The 23,122-nt window shown below is 45.8% G+C and carries 27 protein-coding genes and 2 pseudogenes; 16 read left to right on the top strand and 13 right to left on the bottom strand.

Annotated elements, in window-relative coordinates; all coding sequences use genetic code 11:
* Position 1: 1 nt before the first annotated feature.
* From RS881_RS07545 to RS881_RS07515, 7 genes are all read right to left on the bottom strand, one after another.
* The gene (locus RS881_RS07545; RefSeq protein WP_315820508.1) at positions 2-862 is read right to left on the bottom strand and encodes a sensor histidine kinase; all 861 of its coding nucleotides are present in this window, start codon (positions 860-862) and stop codon (positions 2-4) included.
* Positions 863-873: 11 nt separating this feature from the next.
* Positions 874-1,836, bottom strand: a complete 963-nt coding sequence (locus RS881_RS07540) for a tetratricopeptide repeat protein (protein WP_315820507.1) — start codon at positions 1,834-1,836, stop codon at positions 874-876.
* A 60-nt stretch (positions 1,837-1,896) separates the two neighbouring features.
* Entirely contained in the window at positions 1,897-2,541 is a 645-nt protein-coding gene (locus RS881_RS07535) for a response regulator (RefSeq protein ID WP_315820506.1), read from the bottom strand.
* 363 nt (positions 2,542-2,904) lie between these two features.
* A complete protein-coding gene (locus RS881_RS07530; protein WP_315820505.1) occupies positions 2,905-4,173 on the bottom strand; it encodes a DUF1501 domain-containing protein in 1,269 nt (422 codons plus the stop codon).
* 121 nt (positions 4,174-4,294) lie between these two features.
* On the bottom strand, positions 4,295-5,047 hold the full coding sequence (locus RS881_RS07525) for a DUF1800 family protein (protein ID WP_315820504.1): 753 nt from the start codon (positions 5,045-5,047) through the stop codon (positions 4,295-4,297).
* Entirely contained in the window at positions 4,984-5,967 is a 984-nt protein-coding gene (locus RS881_RS07520; RefSeq protein WP_315820503.1) for a DUF1800 family protein, read from the bottom strand. The genes RS881_RS07525 and RS881_RS07520 overlap by 64 nt, the downstream gene beginning before the upstream one ends.
* A gap of 337 nt (positions 5,968-6,304) precedes the next feature.
* Positions 6,305-7,483: an acetyl-CoA C-acyltransferase gene (locus tag RS881_RS07515; protein WP_315820502.1), complete on the bottom strand. Its 1,179-nt coding sequence runs from the start codon at positions 7,481-7,483 to the stop codon at positions 6,305-6,307.
* 283 nt (positions 7,484-7,766) lie between these two features.
* On the opposite strand from RS881_RS07515, the gene RS881_RS07510 reads away from it, so the two are divergent.
* From RS881_RS07510 to RS881_RS07490, 4 genes and pseudogenes are all read left to right on the top strand, one after another.
* The gene (locus RS881_RS07510) at positions 7,767-7,952 is read left to right on the top strand and encodes a hypothetical protein (RefSeq protein WP_315820501.1); all 186 of its coding nucleotides are present in this window, start codon (positions 7,767-7,769) and stop codon (positions 7,950-7,952) included.
* Positions 7,953-7,954: 2 nt separating this feature from the next.
* Positions 7,955-8,889: pseudogene (locus tag RS881_RS07505) on the top strand (quinone-dependent dihydroorotate dehydrogenase).
* Between the two features lie 68 nt (positions 8,890-8,957).
* Positions 8,958-9,341 (top strand): TerC family protein, encoded by a 384-nt coding sequence (locus RS881_RS07495; RefSeq protein WP_315820499.1) that lies wholly within the window; start codon positions 8,958-8,960, stop codon positions 9,339-9,341.
* Positions 9,342-9,367: 26 nt separating this feature from the next.
* Positions 9,368-9,766, top strand: coding sequence for a TerC family protein (locus RS881_RS07490; protein ID WP_315820498.1), 399 nt, complete (start codon positions 9,368-9,370; stop codon positions 9,764-9,766).
* Here the strand turns inward: RS881_RS07490 and RS881_RS07485 are convergent.
* Positions 9,763-10,479, bottom strand: coding sequence for an RsmE family RNA methyltransferase (locus RS881_RS07485; protein ID WP_315820497.1), 717 nt, complete (start codon positions 10,477-10,479; stop codon positions 9,763-9,765). The two genes, RS881_RS07490 and RS881_RS07485, sit on opposite strands and share 4 nt — an antisense overlap.
* Positions 10,480-10,732: 253 nt before the next feature.
* A pseudogene (gene dnaB, locus RS881_RS07480) lies at positions 10,733-12,174 on the bottom strand (replicative DNA helicase).
* Positions 12,175-12,906: 732 nt separating this feature from the next.
* Here dnaB and RS881_RS07475 point away from each other — a divergent pair.
* The 11 genes from RS881_RS07475 to RS881_RS07425 all read left to right on the top strand — a co-directional run bounded on the left by RS881_RS07475 (position 12,907) and on the right by RS881_RS07425 (position 20,051).
* Positions 12,907-13,152 carry a hypothetical protein gene (locus RS881_RS07475; protein WP_315820496.1) on the top strand — a complete coding sequence of 82 codons (246 nt, stop codon included), beginning with the start codon at positions 12,907-12,909 and terminating at the stop codon, positions 13,150-13,152.
* A 330-nt stretch (positions 13,153-13,482) separates the two neighbouring features.
* A complete protein-coding gene (locus RS881_RS07470; RefSeq protein WP_315820495.1) occupies positions 13,483-13,659 on the top strand; it encodes a hypothetical protein in 177 nt (58 codons plus the stop codon).
* Positions 13,660-13,825: 166 nt separating this feature from the next.
* Entirely contained in the window at positions 13,826-14,506 is a 681-nt protein-coding gene (locus RS881_RS07465; RefSeq protein WP_315820494.1) for a hypothetical protein, read from the top strand.
* 46 nt (positions 14,507-14,552) lie between these two features.
* Positions 14,553-15,371 carry an N-acetylmuramoyl-L-alanine amidase gene (locus RS881_RS07460; RefSeq protein ID WP_315820493.1) on the top strand — a complete coding sequence of 273 codons (819 nt, stop codon included), beginning with the start codon at positions 14,553-14,555 and terminating at the stop codon, positions 15,369-15,371.
* A gap of 27 nt (positions 15,372-15,398) precedes the next feature.
* Positions 15,399-15,812, top strand: a complete 414-nt coding sequence (locus tag RS881_RS07455) for a hypothetical protein (protein WP_315820492.1) — start codon at positions 15,399-15,401, stop codon at positions 15,810-15,812.
* Between the two features lie 5 nt (positions 15,813-15,817).
* Positions 15,818-16,102: a hypothetical protein gene (locus tag RS881_RS07450; protein WP_315820491.1), complete on the top strand. Its 285-nt coding sequence runs from the start codon at positions 15,818-15,820 to the stop codon at positions 16,100-16,102.
* On the top strand, positions 16,078-16,665 hold the full coding sequence (locus RS881_RS07445; RefSeq protein WP_315820490.1) for a hypothetical protein: 588 nt from the start codon (positions 16,078-16,080) through the stop codon (positions 16,663-16,665). The genes RS881_RS07450 and RS881_RS07445 overlap by 25 nt, the downstream gene beginning before the upstream one ends.
* A 38-nt stretch (positions 16,666-16,703) precedes the next feature.
* Positions 16,704-17,057, top strand: a complete 354-nt coding sequence (locus RS881_RS07440; RefSeq protein ID WP_315820489.1) for a hypothetical protein — start codon at positions 16,704-16,706, stop codon at positions 17,055-17,057.
* A 267-nt stretch (positions 17,058-17,324) separates the two neighbouring features.
* Positions 17,325-19,307: a phenylalanine--tRNA ligase subunit beta gene (pheT, locus tag RS881_RS07435; protein WP_315820488.1), complete on the top strand. Its 1,983-nt coding sequence runs from the start codon at positions 17,325-17,327 to the stop codon at positions 19,305-19,307.
* A 65-nt stretch (positions 19,308-19,372) separates the two neighbouring features.
* On the top strand, positions 19,373-19,618 hold the full coding sequence (locus RS881_RS07430; RefSeq protein WP_315820487.1) for a phenylalanine--tRNA ligase subunit beta-related protein: 246 nt from the start codon (positions 19,373-19,375) through the stop codon (positions 19,616-19,618).
* A gap of 166 nt (positions 19,619-19,784) precedes the next feature.
* Positions 19,785-20,051 carry a hypothetical protein gene (locus tag RS881_RS07425; RefSeq protein ID WP_315820486.1) on the top strand — a complete coding sequence of 89 codons (267 nt, stop codon included), beginning with the start codon at positions 19,785-19,787 and terminating at the stop codon, positions 20,049-20,051.
* 6 nt (positions 20,052-20,057) lie between these two features.
* On the opposite strand, the gene RS881_RS07420 is transcribed toward RS881_RS07425, so the two are convergent.
* Positions 20,058-20,312, bottom strand: a complete 255-nt coding sequence (locus RS881_RS07420; RefSeq protein WP_315820485.1) for a hypothetical protein — start codon at positions 20,310-20,312, stop codon at positions 20,058-20,060.
* A 154-nt stretch (positions 20,313-20,466) separates the two neighbouring features.
* Between RS881_RS07420 and zapA the strand changes: the two genes are divergently transcribed.
* Complete coding sequence (zapA, locus tag RS881_RS07415) at positions 20,467-20,757, top strand: cell division protein ZapA (RefSeq protein ID WP_315820484.1); 291 nt, start codon at positions 20,467-20,469, stop codon at positions 20,755-20,757.
* Between the two features lie 96 nt (positions 20,758-20,853).
* On the opposite strand, the gene RS881_RS07410 is transcribed toward zapA, so the two are convergent.
* From RS881_RS07410 to RS881_RS07400, 3 genes are all read right to left on the bottom strand, one after another.
* The gene (locus RS881_RS07410; protein ID WP_315820483.1) at positions 20,854-21,711 is read right to left on the bottom strand and encodes a DUF6263 family protein; all 858 of its coding nucleotides are present in this window, start codon (positions 21,709-21,711) and stop codon (positions 20,854-20,856) included.
* Between the two features lie 236 nt (positions 21,712-21,947).
* A complete protein-coding gene (locus RS881_RS07405; RefSeq protein WP_315820482.1) occupies positions 21,948-22,589 on the bottom strand; it encodes a peroxiredoxin family protein in 642 nt (213 codons plus the stop codon).
* 181 nt (positions 22,590-22,770) lie between these two features.
* Positions 22,771-23,082, bottom strand: coding sequence for a DUF4369 domain-containing protein (locus RS881_RS07400; protein ID WP_315820481.1), 312 nt, complete (start codon positions 23,080-23,082; stop codon positions 22,771-22,773).
* Between the last annotated feature and the right edge of the window lie 40 nt (positions 23,083-23,122).

The raw sequence follows: 23,122 nt of genomic DNA, 5'->3' as shown, positions 1-23,122 counted from the left end.
CTTATTTTTTAAGTACCACCGTAAACAATGACCCTTTACCGGGTTCACTCTCACAAAAGATCTTACCATTTATCTCCTGCACGATACGCTTTACGATCGAAAGCCCCAGTCCTGTCGAAGCTTCGCCATCAGTAGGTTGAGAGGATATTTTACTGTATTTGGAGAATAGATAAGGCATTTCATTTTTTTCTATACCCACCCCTTCATCACGCACCTTGATGCTCACCGCATCCTGCTCATCGCTGATGCTGATCCATACATTTTTACCATGTGGTGTATACTTGATGGCATTCGACAGCAGGTTTTCACAAATACGGGCCACCAATTGCTTATCACTAAGCAGAAAGAGATTTTTACCGGGCATCTCGGCATGTAAGTTAATCGCTTTCCGGGCAGCCACCGGCCTGAAACTGTCAATTACCTCCTCTGCAAAAATGGTCAGATCAAAACTCTCCAGTTGCATCCTGTGTTCGGCAATATCCTTTTTTTCTACATCCAGGATACGGCGGATCATCTCTTCTCCATTATTACTGGCCTGCATGATCTTACTCAAAGCCTTTTGCTGGTCCTCCGTCAATTGCCCCGGCTCCGATTGAAGTATATGACTCCATACCTGGATGCTGGTAAAAGGAGTACTCAGATCGTGCGATACAATACTGATCAGCGAGTTCTTCTCATAATTAAGTTCAGCCAGTTTTTCATTTTGCTGAACAATCAGTTCATTGATATTCTTTAACCGACGATTAGCATTCCGTTTCGTAATGAAGGCAATGGCAATTAGTACCCCAATTATTGCCATGGCAATGGCCAGGATCGTCACTATTTTAGTTTTCAACGCCTCCTTCTCCACCTGTTCTTTCAACAGCTTATTTGCTACTTCCGTTCTTTTGCATGAAACCGCTCCTGCAACTCAGCAATCCTTTTATACGTATCCCCATTAATAATGGCTGTATCAAGCTTATACCATTTTTTTAGGTTATCGTAAGCTGTACGGTAATCTCCTTTGTATTCGGCCAGCTTGGCTAAAATTGCATACGAATCAGCTTCTTTTCCCTTTGATTCCAACTCCTGCGCCAACTTCATAGCGAGTTGACTATACTTTGTGGCCGAATCGAACCGCTTTTGTTCACTGTAAACATCCGCCATGTTCAAGAGGTCAACCCATAGATCGCCGGGATTATTAGCCACCCGGTGTTGCTCATAGTTGCGCCGGAAATAGATAAGCGCCTGGTCATAATTCTTTTCCTGGCAAAACAGGTTACCCATATTGTTATAGGTACTTGATAGGTCGAGCTCCTTTTCATAAGGCTTGCCATATCGGATCGCATCGTTCAGTAATAACCGGGCACTATCAAATTGCTTCAATTGCGTATAAATAACCGCCAGGTTATTATAGGTATTCACAAGGTCATATACATCCCCTGTTCCTTTTGAAATTCTGGCAGCCTGGATATAAAACTCTTTGGCCTTTATTGGTTCTTTGATATTGGCATAGGCTATTGCCAGGTCGCTCAATGCAGCTTTTTCATAGGCCACATCCGTTAATTTCCGGGAAGCATCCAGCGATTGCAGGTAATACTCAATGGCCACAGAATAATTATTATTCATCTCCTCATAGATGCCTTTGAGACGAAGGGACAGTACATCCCCTTTCACAAACTGTAGCCGGTCTGATTCTTTTTTGATAAGTACCGCATAGTGAAACATTGAATCAATCTTGTCTTCCGAAAAATCCAGGCAGCGGTCATACAGTGCCTTCAGGTAGGTAGTATCAACCTGGGCAGGGGCCTTGATAAACACGCAGAATAAGGAAAGGACCAGTAACCAATATTTCATTGATTAACAGATTACTGCGGCAAGATAACGAATTCTGGTGTTTGGGTAGTTTTAATTAAACTAATCGATCAGCCTGTTTTTAAGCGCAAATTTTACCAGGCCTACCGTATTGTTTACGCCCAGCTTGGCAATCAGGTTCTTTCGATGCGTTTCTACCGTACTTACACTCAGAAACAGCTTTTCCGCTATTTCCGAGTTACTGTACTCCTTACAAATGAGGGTGAGTATTTCTATTTCCCGCCGGGAGAGTATTTCATCCACCTTTTTGTCCTCGATCGTAATTGTATGGCGGAAATCCTGTTCCGTATCCAGGATATTAATTTCCTTACTGAAGTACTTCTGGCCATCCGCAATGGAATGAAGTGCCAGTTTCAATTCATCAATACTGCTGTTTTTGAGCAGATATCCCTGAATATCATATTTAACCAGCTTATGAATATAGCGGGTACCCCGCATAATCGTCAAATAAAGTATCTTCAGATCAGGTTTTACCACCCGGATCTTCTTCAAAAGGTCTTCTTCCTCAATATCAGGCAGGTTCACGTCCAATAACAGTACATCTATTTCCAGTTCGGGTAGCTTTTGCAACAGGCTTTCGCCGGTTAAGGCCGACCCTACTACCTGCATCCCCTCTTGCTTGTTCAACAACAATGTCAGGCCCTCCAGGTATAATTCGTGGTCGTCAGTGATAAACAGTTTCAACATAGTAGGTTTCGAATCGGTTTACTTTTAGTAAAGCTATCGAATTGTATGGATTCCCAATCACCAGCAATTTAAAACTATTTACTATATGATACAAAAAAGCCCCTTTCGGGGCTTAAATTTCGTATTCAGTAGGTAGGAACCTGAATTTACCGCGTCTTGAGCATCGACCTCACCTGCTGGATCGAGCCATTCTGATAGCGGGCATAATATACCCCTGTAGGCATCCCATAACTATCAAAACTAAACGTATAGACCCCGGGGCATACACCTTGTCCGTGAGCGTACGCACTACCCTGCCCAAACTATCCATTACCTGTATAAGCGTATGACCGCCCTTTGTGCGGAATGTAATTTTAGTGCTTTCTACAAAGGATTGGGATAATTAGTGATCAGCTCCTCACCCGATCCCCTGATAATATCATCCAGGCCAGTAGTACCGCAGGCCGCATTCACCGCAAGCGGTATTTGCTGAAAATTGCGCAACATGATCGTTTCCAGGTCCGTCGCATTCACACAAAACCACTGCTGCAGGATCGAAGCATAAATACTGCGGAAGTCATATTGAAAGGGGATATTATCATTTACCGATGCCCCACCCGGAATGAAGGGATTATTCCCCACGATGCCGGGTCGCACATTTTTCCCAAATACAAACATCGGTGCCGCCGAACCATGGTCCGTTCCCATACTACCATTCGATTTGATGCGGCGCCCAAATTCAGAAAAGGTAAGCCCAATCACCCTGTCTGCCACACCCAGCCCTTCCAGGTCATCCACGAAAGATTTAATAGCACTGGATAAGCCCGCCAATAAATTATTGTGCGTTCCAATCGTCGTATCCAATGAATTTACCTGGTCCGAATGCGTGTCAAACCCACCTGTCGTCACCATATAAATACGCGTTTTTAAGCCCCCTTTCACCAGCCGCGCCACGATCTTTAATTGTTGCGCCAGGTAATTATTGCCGGGATAAGTGCCCTGTGAGGTAACCTTTGCCGCTGCCGCCCTAATCACATTGGAAAATTGTTCCGTTTGACCAGCTATGAGCCGTATATATTTCAATTCTTTTCCCCAGGGTGTATCCGGCACAGGATCTTGTACCCCATCCAAAAAGTCATAGAAACTATTGGGATCAAAAATATTCATGGCCATATTCATCACCGGCCCTTGCAACGCCAGCGAAGGGATGGCGCCTATCTGAATAGCCAGCGGATCCGGTACCTGCGTATTGGGATAACCATTTGGATAATTAGGATACTGCGTGCCCAGGTAACGGCCCGCCCAACCTGAACTAAGCACTTCTTCAGGGTCAGAAGCACTCATCCAGATATCCGTAGCCCTGAAATGCGAAAAGCTGGGAGCAGGGATACCAACAGATTGTACAATCGATAATTTACCTTCATTGAATAGTATTTGCATGCCCGGCATTCCCGGATGAAGTGCTGTTTTCGTAGTTCCATTCAATGACAATACCTTATTCTGTGGTATCGCAATATTTTTACGCGCATTATAATAGTTGGCATAAAACTCAATTGGGATCACCATGTTCAGCCCATCATTACCTCCATTGAGCTGCACCAATACCAATACTTTATCAGTATCTGTTGGCGGAGCACTCATCAGGGCCTGCACCAGCGGCGAAGCCCCGTATAAGCTTTTACAGAAAAGCCATTGATCAGCGCCGGCATCGTGATGGCAGCCGGCAAACTTTGTTTGACAAAATCTCTGCGTTTCATAGCTATTGGGTTGGGTGTCAGGATAACTGGTATTCAGCCAGGTTCATGAAATATTTGTACATCGACTGTAAACGCATGTTTACCGTTTGATAGGCTGTATCATTGCCCGGGTTGTTAATATGCGCATTCCAGGCATTCGTCCAATAATAATCCTGTTCCTGGTTACTCAACAGTATCTGTTTTTTGATCGTTAGTCTGGATGCATCCGACAAGGGTACCCGGTACAATACAGTGAGCGAATCATTGATCAACGCATTGGGATCTCCCGGATTGGGCAGTGTTTTAGCAAAGGCTACCGGATCGATCTTCAGCGTGATATTGTCACGCATATAACCAATCGTTACCAGCATATCACCATAAATATTACGCTTAGGCAACGTATCCGAATTGATCCACATTTCATGAAACTGTGGCAATTGATAATATGCCGGCCAGCCCGATACGCCGGGCGGATCGCCAATATTCTGTTGCATATTGCCCGCTTGATCCTGCACAAAAGCCCACATATTATATACATGCCCATAATCACCAGCAGCCGGAAAGCTGATGCCAAATTCACGGCAAAGCCCCACTGTGAGGTCTACCGGACTTTTGATCAAACAGCCCTGGTTGAGCACATCAAAGAAATGTTCACTCTTAAATAGGGTAGCCAGTACTGGTTTTATTTCCCAGTTACCATCACGGAATTGTTGCGCCAGGGGTTTGATCACATTCGTTTCCGTGCTGGAATCGATGATGTAATAACAAAACCAGCGGTACAACTTGCGCACAATAAACTCCGATACCTGTACTTTTTATTGAAGATCATCGTAAGCATATCATCCAGTTCCGCATCACCGGCCGTAGCATCACTGCGGCCCGCGATCGTAACACCATAGAAGGATGAAAACGCTTTACTATTGGTATCATGTTTGGCCGGATCAAATTTCACTGTTTCCGTGGCCTTATCAATCGTCCAGCCCGTCAATACCCGGGCCGCCGCCATTACATCCGGTTCGGTGTAATTGGGATTATTTTCTTTTCCCAACGTAAATAATTCCTGCAATTCCCTCCCATAGTTTTCATCCGGCGCATCTTTAATATTGAGAAAACCATTCAGGTAGCGCAGCATGGCCAGGTCGAGCGTAATACCCCGCACCAACTGCTTAAAGTTGCCCAGCGCCATTTGGTGAAGCAATACATAATGCCGGTAACCGGCAATCCCATTCCTATACATACTGGCTTCAGTAGTAAAATGGTGGTGCCAGAACAGGATCAATTTTTCCGTGATACTACGATCCTGGTTGATCATTAACCCAGCCCACCAGGCTTTCCAGGACATGATACGTTTATCATTCGCTTCTTCATCCGTAGTAGGTGTATTAACCCAGGTACTACCCGTGGCAATCGCCAATTCAGCGTCACCACCTGCAATACCTGTATTATCATACGTTTTTACCGGAGGCGCTGGAGCCGGAGAGGTTGTTAATAAAGCATCGACTGCTTGGGATACCGACATCGACCTGAAATAATCTATGTCTGCTTTTTTAGAGCCAAACATCGTACGCTTTAGCAGGTGCGCTACTTCCGCCGAAGTCCACGGCCCTCCATAAGGAGCTAAACCAGAAGTGATGAATCGTAAACCAGCATAAGCCTTTTCCGCAGGCGCACTGGCTTTTCTATTAAGCAGGAAGAATGTTCTTCTATCCATAGGTTTGATTTTGGGGTGGTCGTCTGGATCAGGAAAGGTTAATCCTGATTAAGACGATCGCTTTCACTCTCCTCCTACAAACAAAAATGCTGCCATTTGGCCATAAATCACCCCAACGAGTACATTTCCTTGCTTTTTTCGTAAGAACTCGATTGAAAGGCAGGTAGAATGCAGAATTCCGAATACAGAAGCCAGAGAAAACAGCCAATCCATAATGCCAGCGATATATAAAAGTCAAAGTCATAACATGGACCTCACTGTTATATCCATAAAAAAATGCTATGTCTGCGACAATCGCAAAACATAGCATTTCATGTATACTGTTTACTGTATTCTTCTAACTAATGTTCTCAATAATCCCGGCTATTCCTTGCCCACCACCTACACAGGCTGTTACAATACCATACTTTTTATTAAGCCGTTTCATATCATTGGTAATTTGGATAGTAAGTTTCGTACCCGTACAACCCAGCGGATGTCCCAATGCAATGGCGCCGCCATTGATGTTCACGATAGCAGGATTCATTTCCAGCTTGCGAATTACGGCCAGTGCCTGCGAAGCAAATGCTTCATTCAATTCCACCAGGTCAATTTGCCCCAGGCTCATATTAGCCTGTTTTAAAACTTTGGGCACCGCTTCTACCGGACCAATGCCCATAATTCGTGGGTGTACCCCTGCCGAAGCACAATTGACCAACCGGGCAATCGGTTTCAGCCCCAACTCATTCACCATTTTCTCTCCCATCACAATCACAAAAGCGGCACCATCCGATGTTTGCGAAGAGTTGCCGGCCGTTACTGATCCATTCATAGCAAATACCGGTTTCAGTTTTGCCAGGGCATCCACGCTGGTATCCTGGCGCGGTCCTTCATCCGTATCTACTACATAACTTTTTGTTTTCTTCTTCCCTTTTTCATCCACATATACCTGCTCTACCGTCACCGGCAATATGCCACTTTTAAAATAACCCTGTTCAATAGCATTGATCGCCTTCTTATGCGAGTTATAAGAAAAAGCATCCTGGTCTTCACGGTTTACATTGTATTCTTTGGCCACCGCTTCGGCAGTAAGCCCCATACTGAGGTAATAATCCGGATCATCTTTCGCAATCGAGTAAGCAGGAACCGTTTTCCATCCCGCAGTAGGCACCAGGCTCATACTTTCCGTTCCACCGGCCACTATACATTCCGCTTGTCCCATCCTGATCTTCGCAGTAGCAATGGCAATTGTTTCAAGTCCCGAAGCACAATACCGGTTTACCGTCATACCCGGCACCTCAAAACCCAGGGCCCTGGCCGCAATGATACGCCCTACCTGCAGCCCCTGCTCCGCTTCAGGTACCGCATTCCCTACAATTACATCATCTACCCGCTTGGGATCCAGTTGTGGTACCGACGCCATGAGCCCCTTGATCACATCTATCGCCAGGTCATCAGGCCGGTAAAACCTGAATACACCCCGCTTTGATTTACCTACAGCAGTACGAAATCCTGCTACGATGTAAGCCTCTTGCATATAAAGATGTTTATAGTTTCTGAATTAAGTTAGTTGTTTATGCAACTTTGTATACCAAAGGTAACAAGAAGCAAGTAGTTTTCAAAACACCCTGCCCAGTCATAATCATCCGTTCACAATCATTTAGTTACAACTATTTCCAGTCTTTGGCGGGTAGAGAAAATGAAAGGCCTTACCCAACCGTCTTGCCACCCTGTTTAGCATGCTACCCTGAATGGTATCCGTAAAATATTACCTTTTTGCAGCGCCAACATTTGATAAAGAAATATCTTCGCAGCCGTCTATGTATACGTTTATCCGACAACTGTTGTTCCTGTTTCCAACCGAAGGAGTACACTATTTTTCCATGAATGCCTTAAAGCTGGCCTGTAAGGTTGGTTTTATCAAGCGTATTGTAAGTAAGAAAAGCACCCCCGCCCGCAAAGGCCTGGAGCATGAACTGTTTGGCCTGCATTTCAAAATCCCGTAGGATTGGCTGCAGGCTTCGACAAAAATGCCCTCTACCTCAATGAACTGGAAGCACTGGGCTTTGGCTATGTAGAAATTGGTACCGTTACCCCCAAACCACAGGCAGGTAATGATCCGCCCCGTTTGTTCCGGCTGCCTAAAGACAAAGCCCTCATCAACCGCATGGGGTTCAATAATGAAGGCGTAAAAGTAGTAGCCAAACGCCTAAAAGATTGGAAAGAGAAGAAGGAAGCAGAGATCAGGAACTTGAAAATAGATAGCCTTGTTGGCAAATCGGGAACTACCCACTCGCCGCTCCCTGCTCACCACTTGCCACTCATCATCGGCGGCAACATCGGTAAGAATAAAGTAACCCCCAATGAAGACGCCTGGAAGGATTATGAGATCTGCTTCCACGAACTATTTAATTGGGTGGATTATTTTGTGGTAAATGTAAGTTCTCCCAATACCCCTGGCCTGCGCGAGCTGCAGGAAAAAGACGCTTTAAGAAAGATCTTATCCCACCTCCAAACCATCAATCAAACACTGGCAGGCACTAAGCAGGAGCCCAAACCTCTATTGCTTAAAATTGCCCCCGACCTTACCCAGGAACAAATTGACGATGTGATTGACCTCGCCCTGGAGATCAAACTGGACGGACTTGTAGCCACCAATACCACCATCGATCGATCTAACCTGCAAACCACCGAAGCCGAACTTACGATTATTGGGGCAGGTGGTTTAAGTGGTAAACCCCTCACTAAAAAGTCGACTGAAATAGTACAATACATCACCCAAAAACCAATGGACAAATACCTGTAATTGCTTCAGGCGGTATATTTACTGGCGCTGATGCCAAAGAAAAATTACAGGCAGGTGCAGCACTCGTACAGGTATGGACAGGATTTATTTATGAAGGCCCGGGTATTGTGCAAAATATATGTCAGTCATTAACCTAAGCAGGACAGTATAGATTAATATTCCACCTGGTGTAATAAATACCAACTTATACAACTTATATATACAAATGGAACATCTATTTACGACGGATAGTATCATCAGCTTTGTGGTATTGGTTATCCTGGAAATTGTATTGGGTATCGATAATGTGATCTTTGTAAGCATCATCATGAATCGCTTGAACACCAGGAAGGAAATAAATAAGGCAAGGCGCTTCTGGATGATCAGCGGTATCATTGTGCGCAGCCTATTATTGTTGGCCCTCGGCTGGTTACTGGAACAAAAAGGCAAGTACGTTATTCCCGAAAGCTGGTTTGGCAAAGGTTTCGACCTGGCAAGCCTCGTTATGCTGGCCGGCGGATTATTCCTGATCTATAAAACAGTGATGGAAATACACCATAAACTCGAAGGAGAAGACCCCAATGCTTCTACAAAAATAAAAAGCCCTTAGCCCTGGGACAAGCCTTGGGACAAATAGTGTTGATAGATGCCGTATTCTCTTTCGATAGCATTATTACAGCGGGCGGTACCGCCAAACATGTAGAGATCATGATTGCAGCCGTGGTCATTGCCATGATCGTGATGTTCTTGTTCAGCCCCGCCATCTCCAGTTTTGTACATGAACATCCTACTATTAAAATGCTGGCACTCTCCTTCCTCGTAATGATTGGATTAAGCCTGGTCATTGAAGGTTGGGATTCCGAGAAAGCCCATGAACTTCACCTGAAGAACTATATCTACTTTGGTATGGCTTTCTCTTTTGGGGTGGAACTCCTGAATATGACCATGCGAAAACGGCAGGCAAAACGGGTGGTGCAGTTGAATGCTCCTACCTTGCCCTCCACAGAAGAAAACAAGGACGATGTAGCCCACTAAACGATCTTCAGTAGCGTAGCAGCCACTACACCAGCAGTTTCTGTACGTAGGCGATTATTACCCAATACCACCGGAATAAACTGGTGCTGTAATGCCAATGCTACTTCTCTGGGCGTAAAATCACCTTCGGGTCCAATCAGGATGATCTGCGATGGTTGAGCTGCTTGCACTGCCTGTTGCAATTCCTGACGGGCCTCCTCCATGCAATGCGCAATAAACTTTTGCTCATTGAGCATGACCTCTTCCTGTCGGAACAACTGCTCATATCCTACTGGCTGGTGCAGTACAGGTAACCAGCTTTGCTGGCTTTGTAACATAGCACTGATAAGAATACCCTGCATTCTATCGTACCTGAAATGCTCCCTTTCCGTTCTTTCACATAGCAAGGGAATAATCGTTTGTATGCCTATCTCTGTAGCTTTTTCCAGGAACCATTCAAAGCGACTGGCATTCTTCAGCAATGAGATCGCCACCGTAATACGTCGTGCGGGCGCCGGCGTAAATTGCCCTTGCAGAATGCGTACACCGCATTTCTTCTTATGGTCGTTGATGATCTCTGCCGTTAACAGGTTACCCATTCCATCTGTCAACAGTACCTGCTCACCAATTTGCTTGCGCAAAACCTGTATAATATGTTTGGAAGCTTCTTCTGGTAAAGTAAGGATACCATTTACCGAGGCGGTAGCTTCTATATAGAAGATCGGTAGGCTCATAATGCAAATTAAGTGAAAGAAATTTGTACCAGCCTTGCCATCAACTAGCAGGCAGTAAAAAGCCCTCCCCGTTGCATATTTGGGAGGGCTTAGGATAGAAACCTCAGAAGTTTATAATAATCTTTATAGTGCTTTTAATACGCTCAACTGCTCACTGATCTTTCCTGGTTAACCTATCAACTTTTCAACCTGTTGACCTTTTTACCTGCCTTCCTGCTCGTTGGCTCAATGCCTTTATACCTCGTGGCCTTAATTAAAACGGTGCATCGTCATCATCACCAAAAGGCATATCATTCATTTTGCTACCGGCCTGGATAAACAGTTTGGCGCCACCACCATCAGCTCCTTCCGTAGGTACTGGCTTCCAGTTGCCGCCACCACCGCCGGCGCCAATACCGCCAAAATCATCATTTTCCATCTCTTCAAATTTCTGGATGTGCAGCAAGGCACGCAGTTTGATCGTTTCCAGCGAACCGTTCCGGTGTTTGGCTATCCGGATATGCGTTTCCCCTTTATTACTTTCTCCCATTTCATTGGAAGTAATATCATAATATTCAGGCCGGTAAATAAACATTACCATGTCCGCATCTTGCTCGATCGCACCCGATTCCCGAAGGTCACTCAACTGCGGCATCTTATTACCCTCTTTACGCGTTTCCACCGCCCGGCTTAACTGCGACAGTGCAATGATCGGCACCATCAACTCCTTGGCCAGCGTTTTCAGGTTACGCGAGATCGTACTGATCTCCTGCTCACGATTTTGGTTCTTACCACCACCACCACTCATCAGCTGCAAGTAGTCAATGATGATCAGGCCAATATTGTGTTTATTCTTCAAACGCCGTGCCTTGGCCCTCAATTCAAACACGTTCAATGCAGCTGTATCATCGATAAAGATGGGCGCTTGTGCCAGCTTTTGGATACCCTTGGCATACAATTGCTTCATCTCATGCTCTTCCATTTTACCTCGCGAGATCTTTTCCAACCAGATCTCACTCTCGGCCGAGAGGATACGCTGTACCAGCTGGGCCGAACTCATTTCAAGGCTAAAAAAGCCACCGGCGTGGGCTTCCGCGGATCCAATGCTGCATTCCGCACCAGGTTGAGGGCGAACGCCGTTTTACCTACCGCAGGACGAGCGGCCAGGATCACTAAGTCAGAAGGCTGCCACCCATACGTCACCTTGTCCAACGAAACAAACCCACTGGGCACACCCGTAATATCTTCTGTACGGCTGCGCATATCTTCAATACGCTGTACCGTTTTCACCAACACACTGTCAATACTGTCAAAATTCTTCCGAAGGTGATTATTCGTGATCTCAAATAACTTGCTTTCCGCTTCATCCAGCAGATCAAATACATCCGTACTATCCTCGTATGATTCACTGATAATTTCACCACTGATACGGATCAACTCACGCTGGATAAACTTTTGCAGTATGATCCGGGAGTGGGCATCAATATTGGCAGAAGATACCACCGCATTCGTAAGCCGGGTTACATAGTAGGGACCACCCACCATTTCCAACTCGTCCTTTGATTTCAACTCCTCCACTACCGTCAAAATATCGATAGGCTGGTTCTTCTGCTGAAGACTCAGCATCGCCCGGTAAATACGCTGGTTCGCATCCACATAAAAACATTCCGGCTTCAGGATCTCGATCACTGTATCGAAAGCGCTCTTTTCCAACATAATAGCACCCAGTACAGCCTCTTCCAGGTCTTTGGCCTGAGGAGGTACTTTTGCCATACACCATCGTACTCATGTCGATGGTTCCTTTCCGGCGCTGCTTGCGGTCTTTATTAAAATTCGTTAGCTCCATTGGTTCAATTGGTCAGTAAGTAAATGAGAACGTTGGCAATACAATCCACTGAACGATGGTTTCTGTTTTAGGGGACGGTTTTCCTGGTCACTCAATCGGAAATCCAATCAATGACTGGCGGGTTAGTATTCCAGACTTGTGTTACGAAATTGTTAATCCAGGGTTACCTGAATGTTACCGCTTTAGTCAGGACGGCGAATATATAACCCCCTAACGTCCCGAAAAAAAATTTCTGGAACCTATATTTAATCACCCGCAATTCACGAGCCGATTCACATCATTTGCCGGGTTATCCACATTGATGTGCAGGATATTCCCAATTTACAAAAGTTTGACACCCTTTCCCAAAGGAAATACACACACCCTTGTGCGAAAGAATTATACCCCAAAAATTTGGTAAATAGGTCCTTCAGATAAGATACAGCAGCACTAAGGGTTTACCTGTTTTGGATATAAGAAAACTCTTACAGCGCCTGCGTTTTAACCAATTCATAATGCTCAAACTCGCATAAAATCGTTATTTTTAAACACAAAAAATGAACAAAGCTTTACTGCTATTGTTTTATGAGCGATATTAGTGGTGAGATCAATTTTAAGCCATCATGCGGGTATATCAACTAAGGCATTATGAGGTGTTGCTGAATGATCAGCAAGGAGAAGAATTGGAACTCCTGATCCAGTATGAAAAGCTTTGTAGCCGCTTACTCACCACCAAAGCACTCGCCTTCTCCAATACCATCGAAATCGCCCGCATACGCCACTATCGCATGGAACGCCGCGCTCCCCGTATCCACCGCCTCCTGGCCGAAACCATCCCCCCTTTCAGCTTCCTCATGAGCAAGAACTGAACGCTTATACCGTCTTTATAGCGAGTTTACAGCGACCTTATAGCGAGGTTATAGCGACCTTATAGCGATATTCCTTTACTCTTCCTTGCCTGTAGCTCCCTGGTTGCCCTATATCATATCCACATCCAAGGCATCCCCCCTTAATAATCCGGTTATCCTACCTACCCTATTTGTGGTATTGATTAAACCAGAAATTCTTCCCAGCTTTGCCCTTCCCCTCCCAACCAGTCACCTTTAATCCGGTTCAATCAGGTGCTATCCACCTTGTTTCTTGCCCTCTGATCAGACTACCTGGTAACGAAAGATTACTAACCTTTCAAATCAACCCATATGGCCAACAACAACTTGGCAGATCCCCAGATCACCCGGGGAGGCAAAATAACTGCCGGCATATTGCTCGTCTTCTTCACCGTCATTTCTATCATCACCATTATTGCCTTCTGGCCCGACCGCTTACCCGACCCCGGCAAAAATGCGCCCAGTATCAGTTTAAACTGTTTGCCATGACCCTCGATACCAGTGCCTGCAAACAAGCTCCCTCCCTACCCGACTCCATAGCCGATTCAACCCATAAGGCCCTGCCAAAGCCGCCCCTGATTCAACAAAAGCAGATACGACAGGCAATAACGCCCTTTCAAAATCAGCCTCCAGCCCAAAAGCCGATTCTCCGGCGGTGGCCATACCTGTTAAAACAGCCGGCACCTCCTCAACACATCACTATATCAACCTCAATATTATTCTACTCTTGCTGGTGGCCGCTGGTGGCTTCCTCGGCAATATGATCCATGTCGCCACTTCCTTCACCACCTTTGTAGGCGCCGGAAAATTTCAGCAAAGCTGGATACTATGGTACTGGGTCCGCCCCTTCACCGCCTCCGCACTGGCCCTCGCCCTGTACTTCGCATTCGGCGCCACCAACGATCCCGCCAACGCCGATATTGATCGCATCCTAACAGTAGCCATCCTTTCAGGCCTTTTTACCGATATCGCTACCCAAAAACTCAAAGAAGTATTTGACGTACTCTTCAGTCCCAAAGACAATCGCCCCAATAAACTCACCGATCCTGCCATCAAAATAAACGCCGTTACCCCAGATGAGCTGGCCAAAGAAGGCGAAAATAAAATGGTGATCAAGGGAGCTAACCTCAAAAGCCAAAAACTCCTGATCAAAATAGACGACCAGGAGATCCCCAATCCCCGGGTCACTGATGAAGAGGTCAGCTTCCCTATACCATTCCGGAAGAAGCCAAACAAAAGACCCAGCTACAACTGCTCATCTCCGACCCGGAAGGCAATACCGTACTTCATAAAAGGATGCTGTCTGTATCAGAAAACACCGCACCGCCTCCTATAGAAGGCACAGAGGACGATGAAGAAAAAGCAGTTGGCTAACCTTTAAATTGACCAGTCATGCCCGAAACATTCATCGAAAAATTCATCATTATAGCCCGCTACCTGCCTGTTCCTTCGCGCAGGCGGGCAGGAACCCCATCCAAAAAGTACGCTTCCTGGTAGCTCATGATACCGGGAATCCCGGTTCTACGGCAGCCAATAATATACAGTTCTATACCAATACCGCCCACACCGTAGAACCTGCTAAAACAGCCTCCGCCCATTTGTTTGTAGACGATAAAGAAATACTGGAATGCGTTCCGGCCCTCACCGCAAAGCCCGAAAAAGCATTCCATGTTTTGAAAAAGGTGACCAAAGACAATGAGCTCTATGGCGTAAACGCCAATGATGGCGCCATTGGTGTGGAATATTGCTATGGCGGAGCCATCAATGCCGATAAAGCCTATGAAAAATTTGTGTGGACCCTGGCCCGCTTATGCTTCCAATTCCAACTGGACCCCGCCAGGGATATAGTGGGCCACTTTTTCCTGGACCCCGCCCGCAAAACAGATCCCGTAACCGGACTAGCCCGCAGTCGCCGTACTTACGAACAATTGCTACGCGACATAGCTACAGAATTCCTTGCCTGCACAGGCAATGCAGCCCCAGCCCCAGCCACTACCGAACAATCAGGCACAGTTACAGTAACCGTAAAGCTCAACCTGCGTAAAGCCCCCAACACCCGCGCCGCCATCGTACAAGTTATACCTGCTGGTACCGTACTCGAGTTCGCGGCCATTGTACCCGATGGTGAACCTGTCAACAACAATCCCCGCTGGTACCAGGATACCCACGGCAATTTCTTCTGGAGCGGGGGAGTGAAATAAAATCATCCACCTCAAAAACATATAACCATGGCAAGACAAAAATCACTGAAAACAATCTTCAACCAGTCTAATACCAAGACTGCTCATTTTGACCTCTACAAAACAAACAATACCAACAATCCCATTAGCCTAACCGTACAGCCCGGCGATAATGGTCAGTCTGCCGTGTCCGATGCCAACCTCGATGGCGCCAGTTTATTTAAAGGCACAGTAGGTACCATCACCAATTTCCAGTTGGGAACCAATACCAACCTCGAAGGGAAATTTCTCGAAGTGTACACCCTGATTACCGATACCTCCCAGGAAACCGATCTCACCAGTTTCGACTTTAGCCTGCAGGGAGGAGTAGCTCCCTATAAATACTCGATGCAGAAAACCCTCCAAAGCCAGGGAGCTTCCATCGTTTATAAGGTCACTATTTTCTTTACCCAAAACGCATAACTCCTATGAAAAAAATAATTACCTCCCTCCTGTTCCTCACAGGCATGTATTCCGCTGCCTTTACGCAACTACCCAATATTGATACCACCATCAATCTCGACCTGTTAAAGTCACCCGTTTCTCCCGCCTTCAATATGCTGGGTATAGGAACCAGTGCTATTGAGCGGTATACCGACTTCAATGCTTTTCGCGTATCCATCCAAAATGCCACTAAGAACTTTACCACCATTCCCAATAGTTACGCCTTTGAGATAGCCCCTTCCTCGTGGGGTCCAAAAAATATACCCTGAATGATTTCAACAATAAGCAATACACCATTCCACAAACATTCATTGTTTCCGCCGGCTTTACCCACATGGGGCCTGAAGGAAAAGAAGATGTGGATAGCTTGAAAACAACCAAAATAGCATTGGGCATTAAATTCTCCATCATACGCCCCAAGTGGTCAACAGCTACCAAAACAGCCTATGAAAACCTGATCGCTGTACAGAAAGAACTGCTGGAGCAGTTTAAGAAAAATGAAAAACAACACGCTTCCTACATAGTATATGCAAAGAAAAGAGAAGAACTAAGAGCTGTAAACCGCGATACCACCATCAGTGCCGTAGAAAAAGCAATCAGGTTGGCCCAACTGGCCCATGTTATCGACAGCCTGGAAGTGCTGATCAATGACGATACCAACAACCAGCTATCCACCAATACCTCAACAAGCTACCTCGCTGTGCAAAAGCAGCCACCAGCTTTAAATCCGAAAGACAAGGTTTCTTCCTCGATTTCACCAGCGGTTTTTCACTCGACTTTCCCGACAACCGCTTTAACAATAGTTACCTTCAAAAAGCAGGAGCCTGGCTAACCGGAGGGCATGAAAATGGCAACAAAGGCATTACCTCCATGTTCATAGCCAGGTACCTCTACCAACCCAATGCCATCTTTGCCGATCCCGCAGGTAAACTAAGCACCGACAAGGTTTCCACTTTCGATGCAGGCGCCCGCTTTTTACTTAGTGCATTGAACGACAAATTGAACCTAAGCGGCGAAGCCTTGTATAGAAGCATACTGGGCAATAGTGAGCTCGATCCCTCCTGGCGGCTTATCTTCAATGCAGAATATGATATTGGTAAAAACCGCAGGCTGACCTTTTCATTCGGTCGTAATTTTGATGGCACCATCTCCAAAGGAGGCAACCTCATAGCAGCCATTAACTTCATTGCTGGTTTCGGCGGTGAAAGAAAAATAACCAATTAATTACCTGCCTACACACTTTAATGCAATATCATGGATACGAGCCCCTTTTGTGCAAACAGGAGCCGTTTGGACAGCCCTTCATCCTTCCCGGCTAATCCTTATCTTTGCCCCTCGCCCAAATACCCCTGATGAGCCGGAACAGATCATATAGACGGCTTCGGTGGAGGGCAACGCAAGTAATTCAACATCAAAAGATCAAACTAAGTAATGACGATCTCGTATAACTGGTTACATGAATATTTACCGGTAACCATTGAACCGGAGCGCTTGAGCAAGATTTTAACAGCCGTAGGCCTGGAAGTAGAAAGCCTGGAAAGATATGAAAGCATGAAAGGTGGCCTGCAAGGACTTGTTATTGGAGAGGTATTGACCCGTGAGAAGCATCCCAATGCCGATAAACTTTCTGTTACCACCATCAACGTTGGTAGTGGCGATCCCCTGCAAATCGTTTGCGGCGCACCCAATGTAGCTGCCGGACAAAAAGTAATTGTAGCCACTGTAGGAACTACCATCTACCCCAAAAACGGCGATCCCCTCACAATGAAAGTGGCAAAGATCAGGGGCGTAGAGAGCCACGGTATGATCTGCGCCGAAGACGAAATTGGCCTTAGCGATCACCATGATGGTATCCTCATACTGCCTGCCGAAGTAAAACCAGGTACGCCCGCAGCCGCTTATTTTAAGCCCTATACCGATTGGGTATTTGAGATCGGACTTACCCCCAATCGCATGGATGCCATGAGCCACCTGGGCGTTGCCCGTGATGTGACCGCCTACCTGGTACACCATGATAAAAAGGATTACCGCGTTAAATCGCCCTTCAACAATAGCTTTAAGACCGATAATACCAGCCTGCCCATTGCCGTAGAAATTGAGAATGCCAATGCTTGCCAGCGTTATAGCGGGGTAACCATTAGCAATGTACAGGTAAAGGAAAGCCCTCAATGGCTGCAGGACAAATTGCGCTCCATTGGTCTGCGCCCCATCAACAACATTGTTGATACCACCAATTTCATCCTCCACGAAACCGGTCAACCTTTACATGCATTCAATGCAGATGCCATAAAAGGCCGTAAAGTACTGGTTAAAAATCTGCCCGAAGGAACGCCCTTTGTGTCACTGGATGAAAAGACCCGGAAACTCAATGCCGAAGACCTCATTATTTGCAATGGCGATTGCGAACCCATGTGTATTGCCGGCGTATTTGGTGGGTTACACAGTGGTGTAAAAGCTGATACCCGGAACATCTTCCTCGAAAGCGCCTGGTTCAATCCTATTGATATCCGAAAAACCTCTTTCCGCCACGGCCTGCGTACCGACGCAGCCACCCGGTTCGAAAAGAATGTCGATATCAGCAATACCGTGAATGTGCTCAAAAGAGCCGCCATGATGATCAAGGAATTGGCAGGCGGTGAGATCACTTCCGATGTAGTAGATATTTATCCCGACCCTCGCGAAAAAGCATCCGTAGTCCTTAAATACCATTACCTCCGTAAGCTGAGTGGTAAGAACTACCATCCCGATACCGTGAAAAAGATCCTTACCACCCTCGGCTTCGAGATCATTAAAGAAGGCATGGACAATATCTGGGTCAATGCCCCCTATAGCAAACCCGATATCTCCTTGCCCGCCGATGTGGTGGAAGAGATCATGCGCATTGACGGACTAGACAATGTAGAGATCCCTACCTCCATTATGATCTCCCCTTCTATTGAAACAGACAGCTACAAACATACTTACCGCGAAAAATCGGCCAACTACCTGGTAGGATTGGGTTTCAATGAAATTTTCACCAACTCCATTACCAATGCCGCTTATTTCGATGAGGAAGAGCTGGGTACTGCCGTTCGCCTGCTGAATAACCTCAGTGCCGACCACAATATCATGCGTCCCTCCATGCTCGAAACAGGTTTGGAAGCCATTGCCCATAACCTGAACCGCAAAAACCACAACCTCCAATTCTTTGAATTTGGTAAAACCTACCACAAAATAGCCCCTGGCAATTACAATGAACAGGAGCATGTTTGCCTGTACATTACTGGCCAGGTAAAAGAAGATTCCTGGAAAGCCAAAGGATATACCGTTGATCTTTACTATATTAAAGGAATCGTGGCAAGGATATTGCAGCTCACCGGCATTACTAAAGCAAGCTGGCAAGCCAACACTACCCAAAAACTGGCCGACAGCCTGGAAGTAAAGATCAACAATGAAGTGATTGCCACATTAGGTACCGTAGCCCCCATGAACTGAAACGTTTCGATATCAAACAGCCGGTTTTCTTTGCCGATATTGACTGGGAATTACTCCTGAAGAAAGTGGCTAAAGGCACACTCAAAGTATCCGAATTACCCAAACAATTACCCGTTCACCGCGACCTGGCCATGATCGTTCCGAAAACATTACCCTATGCCGACGTTGAGGCTACCGTAAGAAAGGTACAGATTGGTAAACTACAGGAGGTTCAGCTGTTCGATATTTTCGAGAGTGGGAAGATAGGTGTCGACAAAAATCACTGGCCATTAGCTTCACCTTCCTGGATGAGGAAAAACCCTCACCGATAAGGAGATCGATGGAATGATGAATAAGATCATGACCGCCCTGGAAAAAGACCTCCAGGCCGAGATTAGAAAATAAACCGGAAAGCAGGAATTCCCGGCCACAGCTGGGGATTCCATAACCCGGAATCCTTTATTCGAAATCAATTGGCATGTCAGAAACACAGCAACCTTGGCAACGCATCAACGAAAAACTGCAGCAGGTGCTGCAGCAACACCAGGTGCTGCAAAAGACAATGACCGGCTGACCAAAGAGCTCAAGGAACTAAGATCGAAGGATGCTTCGCAGGCCAAAAAGATCGAAGAATTGGAAATTAAGATGGCAGCTTTAAAAACTGCTACCGGCCAACTTAATGAAGCCGATAAGAAAGAATTGGACAAACGCCTGCACCAGTACATCCGGGAAATCGACCGGTGTATTGCTATGCTGAGCCAATAAATTCAATTATACTCGTTTCACTAAACGCATTTTCATTTCATCGTCTCCCTGTGAAAGCTCTAAAGTGTAGATGCCATAAGGCAGGTCATTGAGGCCTTTCCAGGTAACCGTATTGTCACCCTTAGGTACACTGGCCTCCAGGCGACTGCATTCATCGCCTTTTTCATCTCGTAGAATGGCTCTTAAACTGGAGCGGATAGGTGCTACTAATTCGAGTGTCAGGACATCAATAAAGATGGACGACTTTACTTTTGCAAACATAGTTCGCTTGGTTTTGGTGTTTGTAATCATAGAATACGGGTCTTCCTAATCCTTAACCATCCAAAACGATCCATTAGTGTCCAAAGTGTATCAGATATCCAGTTGTTAATTCTGTGTGGATAAATATAGAATACTCTTTTCAAATTTGCAAGCAATGGAAGAATTAATTCCCATAAATGTAGTAATCGGCGACAGAACCTACCGGATCCGCATCGCCCCATCCGATGAAGAAGTGGTTCGTAAAACCATTAAACTCATCAACGACAAGATCGTCGAGTTTAAAACCCAGTTTGCCGGCAAAGACATGCAGGATTATGTGGCCATGGTAGTCCTTTGGTATGCCACACAACAAAAAGCGGCCGGAGACCAGCCGCTTATATCTAGTGAAGCAGATAAACAATTACAGTCTATGGAAAAACTCTTAGACAAGATCCTTCAGACCTAAACCGGAAAGGTTGCCTGGAAGCTTATATGGTATCGATTCATTATCGGACCAGGTGCCCTAACCGCAGACTTCCCGTCTTCCGGACTTCCCCCGACCTTATTTCTTCGTAATCCCTTCATCCATAGTTACTTTCATGGTAAATGGAGCCGATTGGCCGGCCATTTCCATAGTACCTGTTGCATCCAACACCATCGAGCGTTTCTTGATAATACCCGTAGCCAGTTCCATAGAATATTGCCCTTTGGAGGTACCCTGAATATTGAGGTTGATCGTCATTCCATTGTTCTCCGTTTCGCCCGATTGGGTCACCGTACCATCCAGACTTACAATCGCTTCATCCCCTTTAATTTCAAGTACCTTATAGTTCGTTACCGATTTGCCTTGCTTGGAAACCGTTGAATCTATCCAGCTATCTCCCGCTTTCAATGCCTTCTCGGGCAAATTGGCAACCAGGTCATAACTGCTGCCAGGCTTATTGGCCGCACTCGTCAAACCACCAGTCATACTCATTAAACCACCCGCTTTCTCAGCAATGGCATTAACAGTAGTATCATCAGTGGCCGTAATAAATCCCTTGGTATTCACTGTCAGGTTCGTGGTTTTGCCCACCAATTCTGCCATTTTCTTTCCCATTTCATCGGGCGCTTCATCCTTCTTATCCGAATCATAATTCATCTCCTGCCCCATTCCACTCATACTCGTTACCACACGCTTTACCGTACTGGCTATCGCATAGTCCTTGCCCGTGGCCGTTTTAACCTCTACCACCGAAGTAATGGTATTGTTATTATTCATATCAATCGTTTGGCCCATCATTTCCATTCCAAAAGCCATTTTTACAGCAGCCACCCGCTCCAGTTGCTGCCCTTGAGCAAATACCGCTTTACGGTTCAGAGATTGCGCATGTACCAATACTACACCAAGAGATAAAGGGATAAATAACAGTTTTTTCATATTTCTCAATTATTATAAAATATTTGTAACCAAATTGGATGTGATATTACAAAGAGACGGTGAAATTATGATTCATGGTGGCACCAAAAATAAAAAGAGTGGGCCATCGCCCGCGGCAAATAGCCCACTCCTGTATTAATTTATTAAAAGAATAGTCCGAAAGTCGGTAAGTAATGCAGTAGTTGGGTTGCCGTTTTCTTCCGTCCCGATAGCTATCGGGACCGACTTCCCGACTCTTAATTAAACAAGGCGGCCAGCTTCTTTTGCAAATCTTCTCCACGCAGGTTCTTTCCAATGATCTTTCCTTGCGGATCGATCAGAAAATTCTGTGGGATCGCCTGGATACCATACTGAACCGCTACCGAATTTTTCCAGTATTGCAGGTCCGAAACATGCGTCCAGGTAAGCTTATCATCATGGATCGCCTTTATCCACTTTTCTTTTGCCGTAGGTTGATCCAGCGATATGCCCAATATATGGAATCCTTTGTCCTTATATTTATTATAGGCTACTACTACATTGGGATTTTCCATGCGGCAGGGACCACACCAGCTGGCCCAGAAATCGATCAGCACATACTTACCTTTAAAGGAAGACAACTTAACAGGAATACCCAAAGTATCATTTTGAGTAAAATCCATGGCCACGCGACCAATACCGGTTTTCTTGGCAATCTCTATACGCTCTGCCATGTCTTTGCCCGCTTTCGACTCGCGCACGTCCTTGGGCAGGCCTTTAAATACGGGTTCCACCTTCCCGGCATTAATATCATAACCCGCAAACTGCTGGAAGGCATAGAAAGCAATGGGCGATTGCGGATTGGCTTTCACATAACTGCCATATACCTTTTCATTCATTTCCTCATACAAAGCATCCATCTGCCCATCCAGTTTGGCAGCTTCTTCCTTATTACCTGCTTTAATAGCTTCTCCGTAAGCCTTGGCCAGCTCCCGGCGCTTTTCATTATAACCCTTCGTTTGGTCCCCAGCTTCACAAACTCATCATGCGCTTTGGATCCTGTAACCATAACATTGCTGAACGAGTCTACGCTATTGACTGTTATATCACCCCTTGAAGAAAAACTGTAGCAAAATCACGCTGTATGGCCCTTCTTTTGGCCGATTCCGAACCCGCTGGATACTTTACACGGAGATTACCCATAGTAGGATTCGATAATTGACCCGCAAATTGGTATTGACCGTCCTTGACCTGTACACTGTCTGTTTTACGGTCCCCATTAACCGAGTAAGAAATGAAAACCCATTCAATGGGTTCGCCAGCTTTTGACACATTTCCCTTCAGGGCAAATTGCTGAGCATGCGTTTGGATAGCCAGTAGCAAACCGGCCCCTGCAAATAGTAGATATTTCATCGTAAGATGGTTTTGAGTGGTGAACGATACAATATTAAAG

This window comes from Paraflavitalea speifideaquila, from assembly GCF_032395985.1.
Lineage (GTDB): Bacteria > Bacteroidota > Bacteroidia > Chitinophagales > Chitinophagaceae > Paraflavitalea > Paraflavitalea speifideaquila.
The sequence above is the reverse complement of the archived record's forward strand: the minus strand, read 5'-3'. Positions and strand labels throughout refer to the sequence as shown.

Coding starts and splice junctions, on each gene's coding strand:
- RS881_RS07405 (WP_315820482.1), bottom strand. CDS start 22,589: ATGGATGCTTTGTATGAGGAAATGAATGAAAAGGTATATGGCAGTTAT.
- RS881_RS07420 (WP_315820485.1), bottom strand. CDS start 20,312: ATGTTTGCAAAAGTAAAGTCGTCCATCTTTATTGATGTCCTGACACTC.
- zapA (WP_315820484.1), top strand. CDS start 20,467: ATGGAAGAATTAATTCCCATAAATGTAGTAATCGGCGACAGAACCTAC.
- RS881_RS07440 (WP_315820489.1), top strand. CDS start 16,704: ATGTTCATAGCCAGGTACCTCTACCAACCCAATGCCATCTTTGCCGAT.
- RS881_RS07450 (WP_315820491.1), top strand. CDS start 15,818: ATGAAAAAAATAATTACCTCCCTCCTGTTCCTCACAGGCATGTATTCC.
- RS881_RS07495 (WP_315820499.1), top strand. CDS start 8,958: ATGGAACATCTATTTACGACGGATAGTATCATCAGCTTTGTGGTATTG.
- RS881_RS07475 (WP_315820496.1), top strand. CDS start 12,907: ATGCGGGTATATCAACTAAGGCATTATGAGGTGTTGCTGAATGATCAG.
- RS881_RS07410 (WP_315820483.1), bottom strand. CDS start 21,711: ATGAAAAAACTGTTATTTATCCCTTTATCTCTTGGTGTAGTATTGGTA.
- RS881_RS07470 (WP_315820495.1), top strand. CDS start 13,483: ATGGCCAACAACAACTTGGCAGATCCCCAGATCACCCGGGGAGGCAAA.
- RS881_RS07535 (WP_315820506.1), bottom strand. CDS start 2,541: ATGTTGAAACTGTTTATCACTGACGACCACGAATTATACCTGGAGGGC.
- RS881_RS07485 (WP_315820497.1), bottom strand. CDS start 10,479: ATGAGCCTACCGATCTTCTATATAGAAGCTACCGCCTCGGTAAATGGT.
- RS881_RS07510 (WP_315820501.1), top strand. CDS start 7,767: ATGTATACGTTTATCCGACAACTGTTGTTCCTGTTTCCAACCGAAGGA.
- RS881_RS07455 (WP_315820492.1), top strand. CDS start 15,399: ATGGCAAGACAAAAATCACTGAAAACAATCTTCAACCAGTCTAATACC.
- RS881_RS07540 (WP_315820507.1), bottom strand. CDS start 1,836: ATGAAATATTGGTTACTGGTCCTTTCCTTATTCTGCGTGTTTATCAAG.
- RS881_RS07400 (WP_315820481.1), bottom strand. CDS start 23,082: ATGAAATATCTACTATTTGCAGGGGCCGGTTTGCTACTGGCTATCCAA.
- RS881_RS07520 (WP_315820503.1), bottom strand. CDS start 5,967: ATGGATAGAAGAACATTCTTCCTGCTTAATAGAAAAGCCAGTGCGCCT.
- RS881_RS07515 (WP_315820502.1), bottom strand. CDS start 7,483: ATGCAAGAGGCTTACATCGTAGCAGGATTTCGTACTGCTGTAGGTAAA.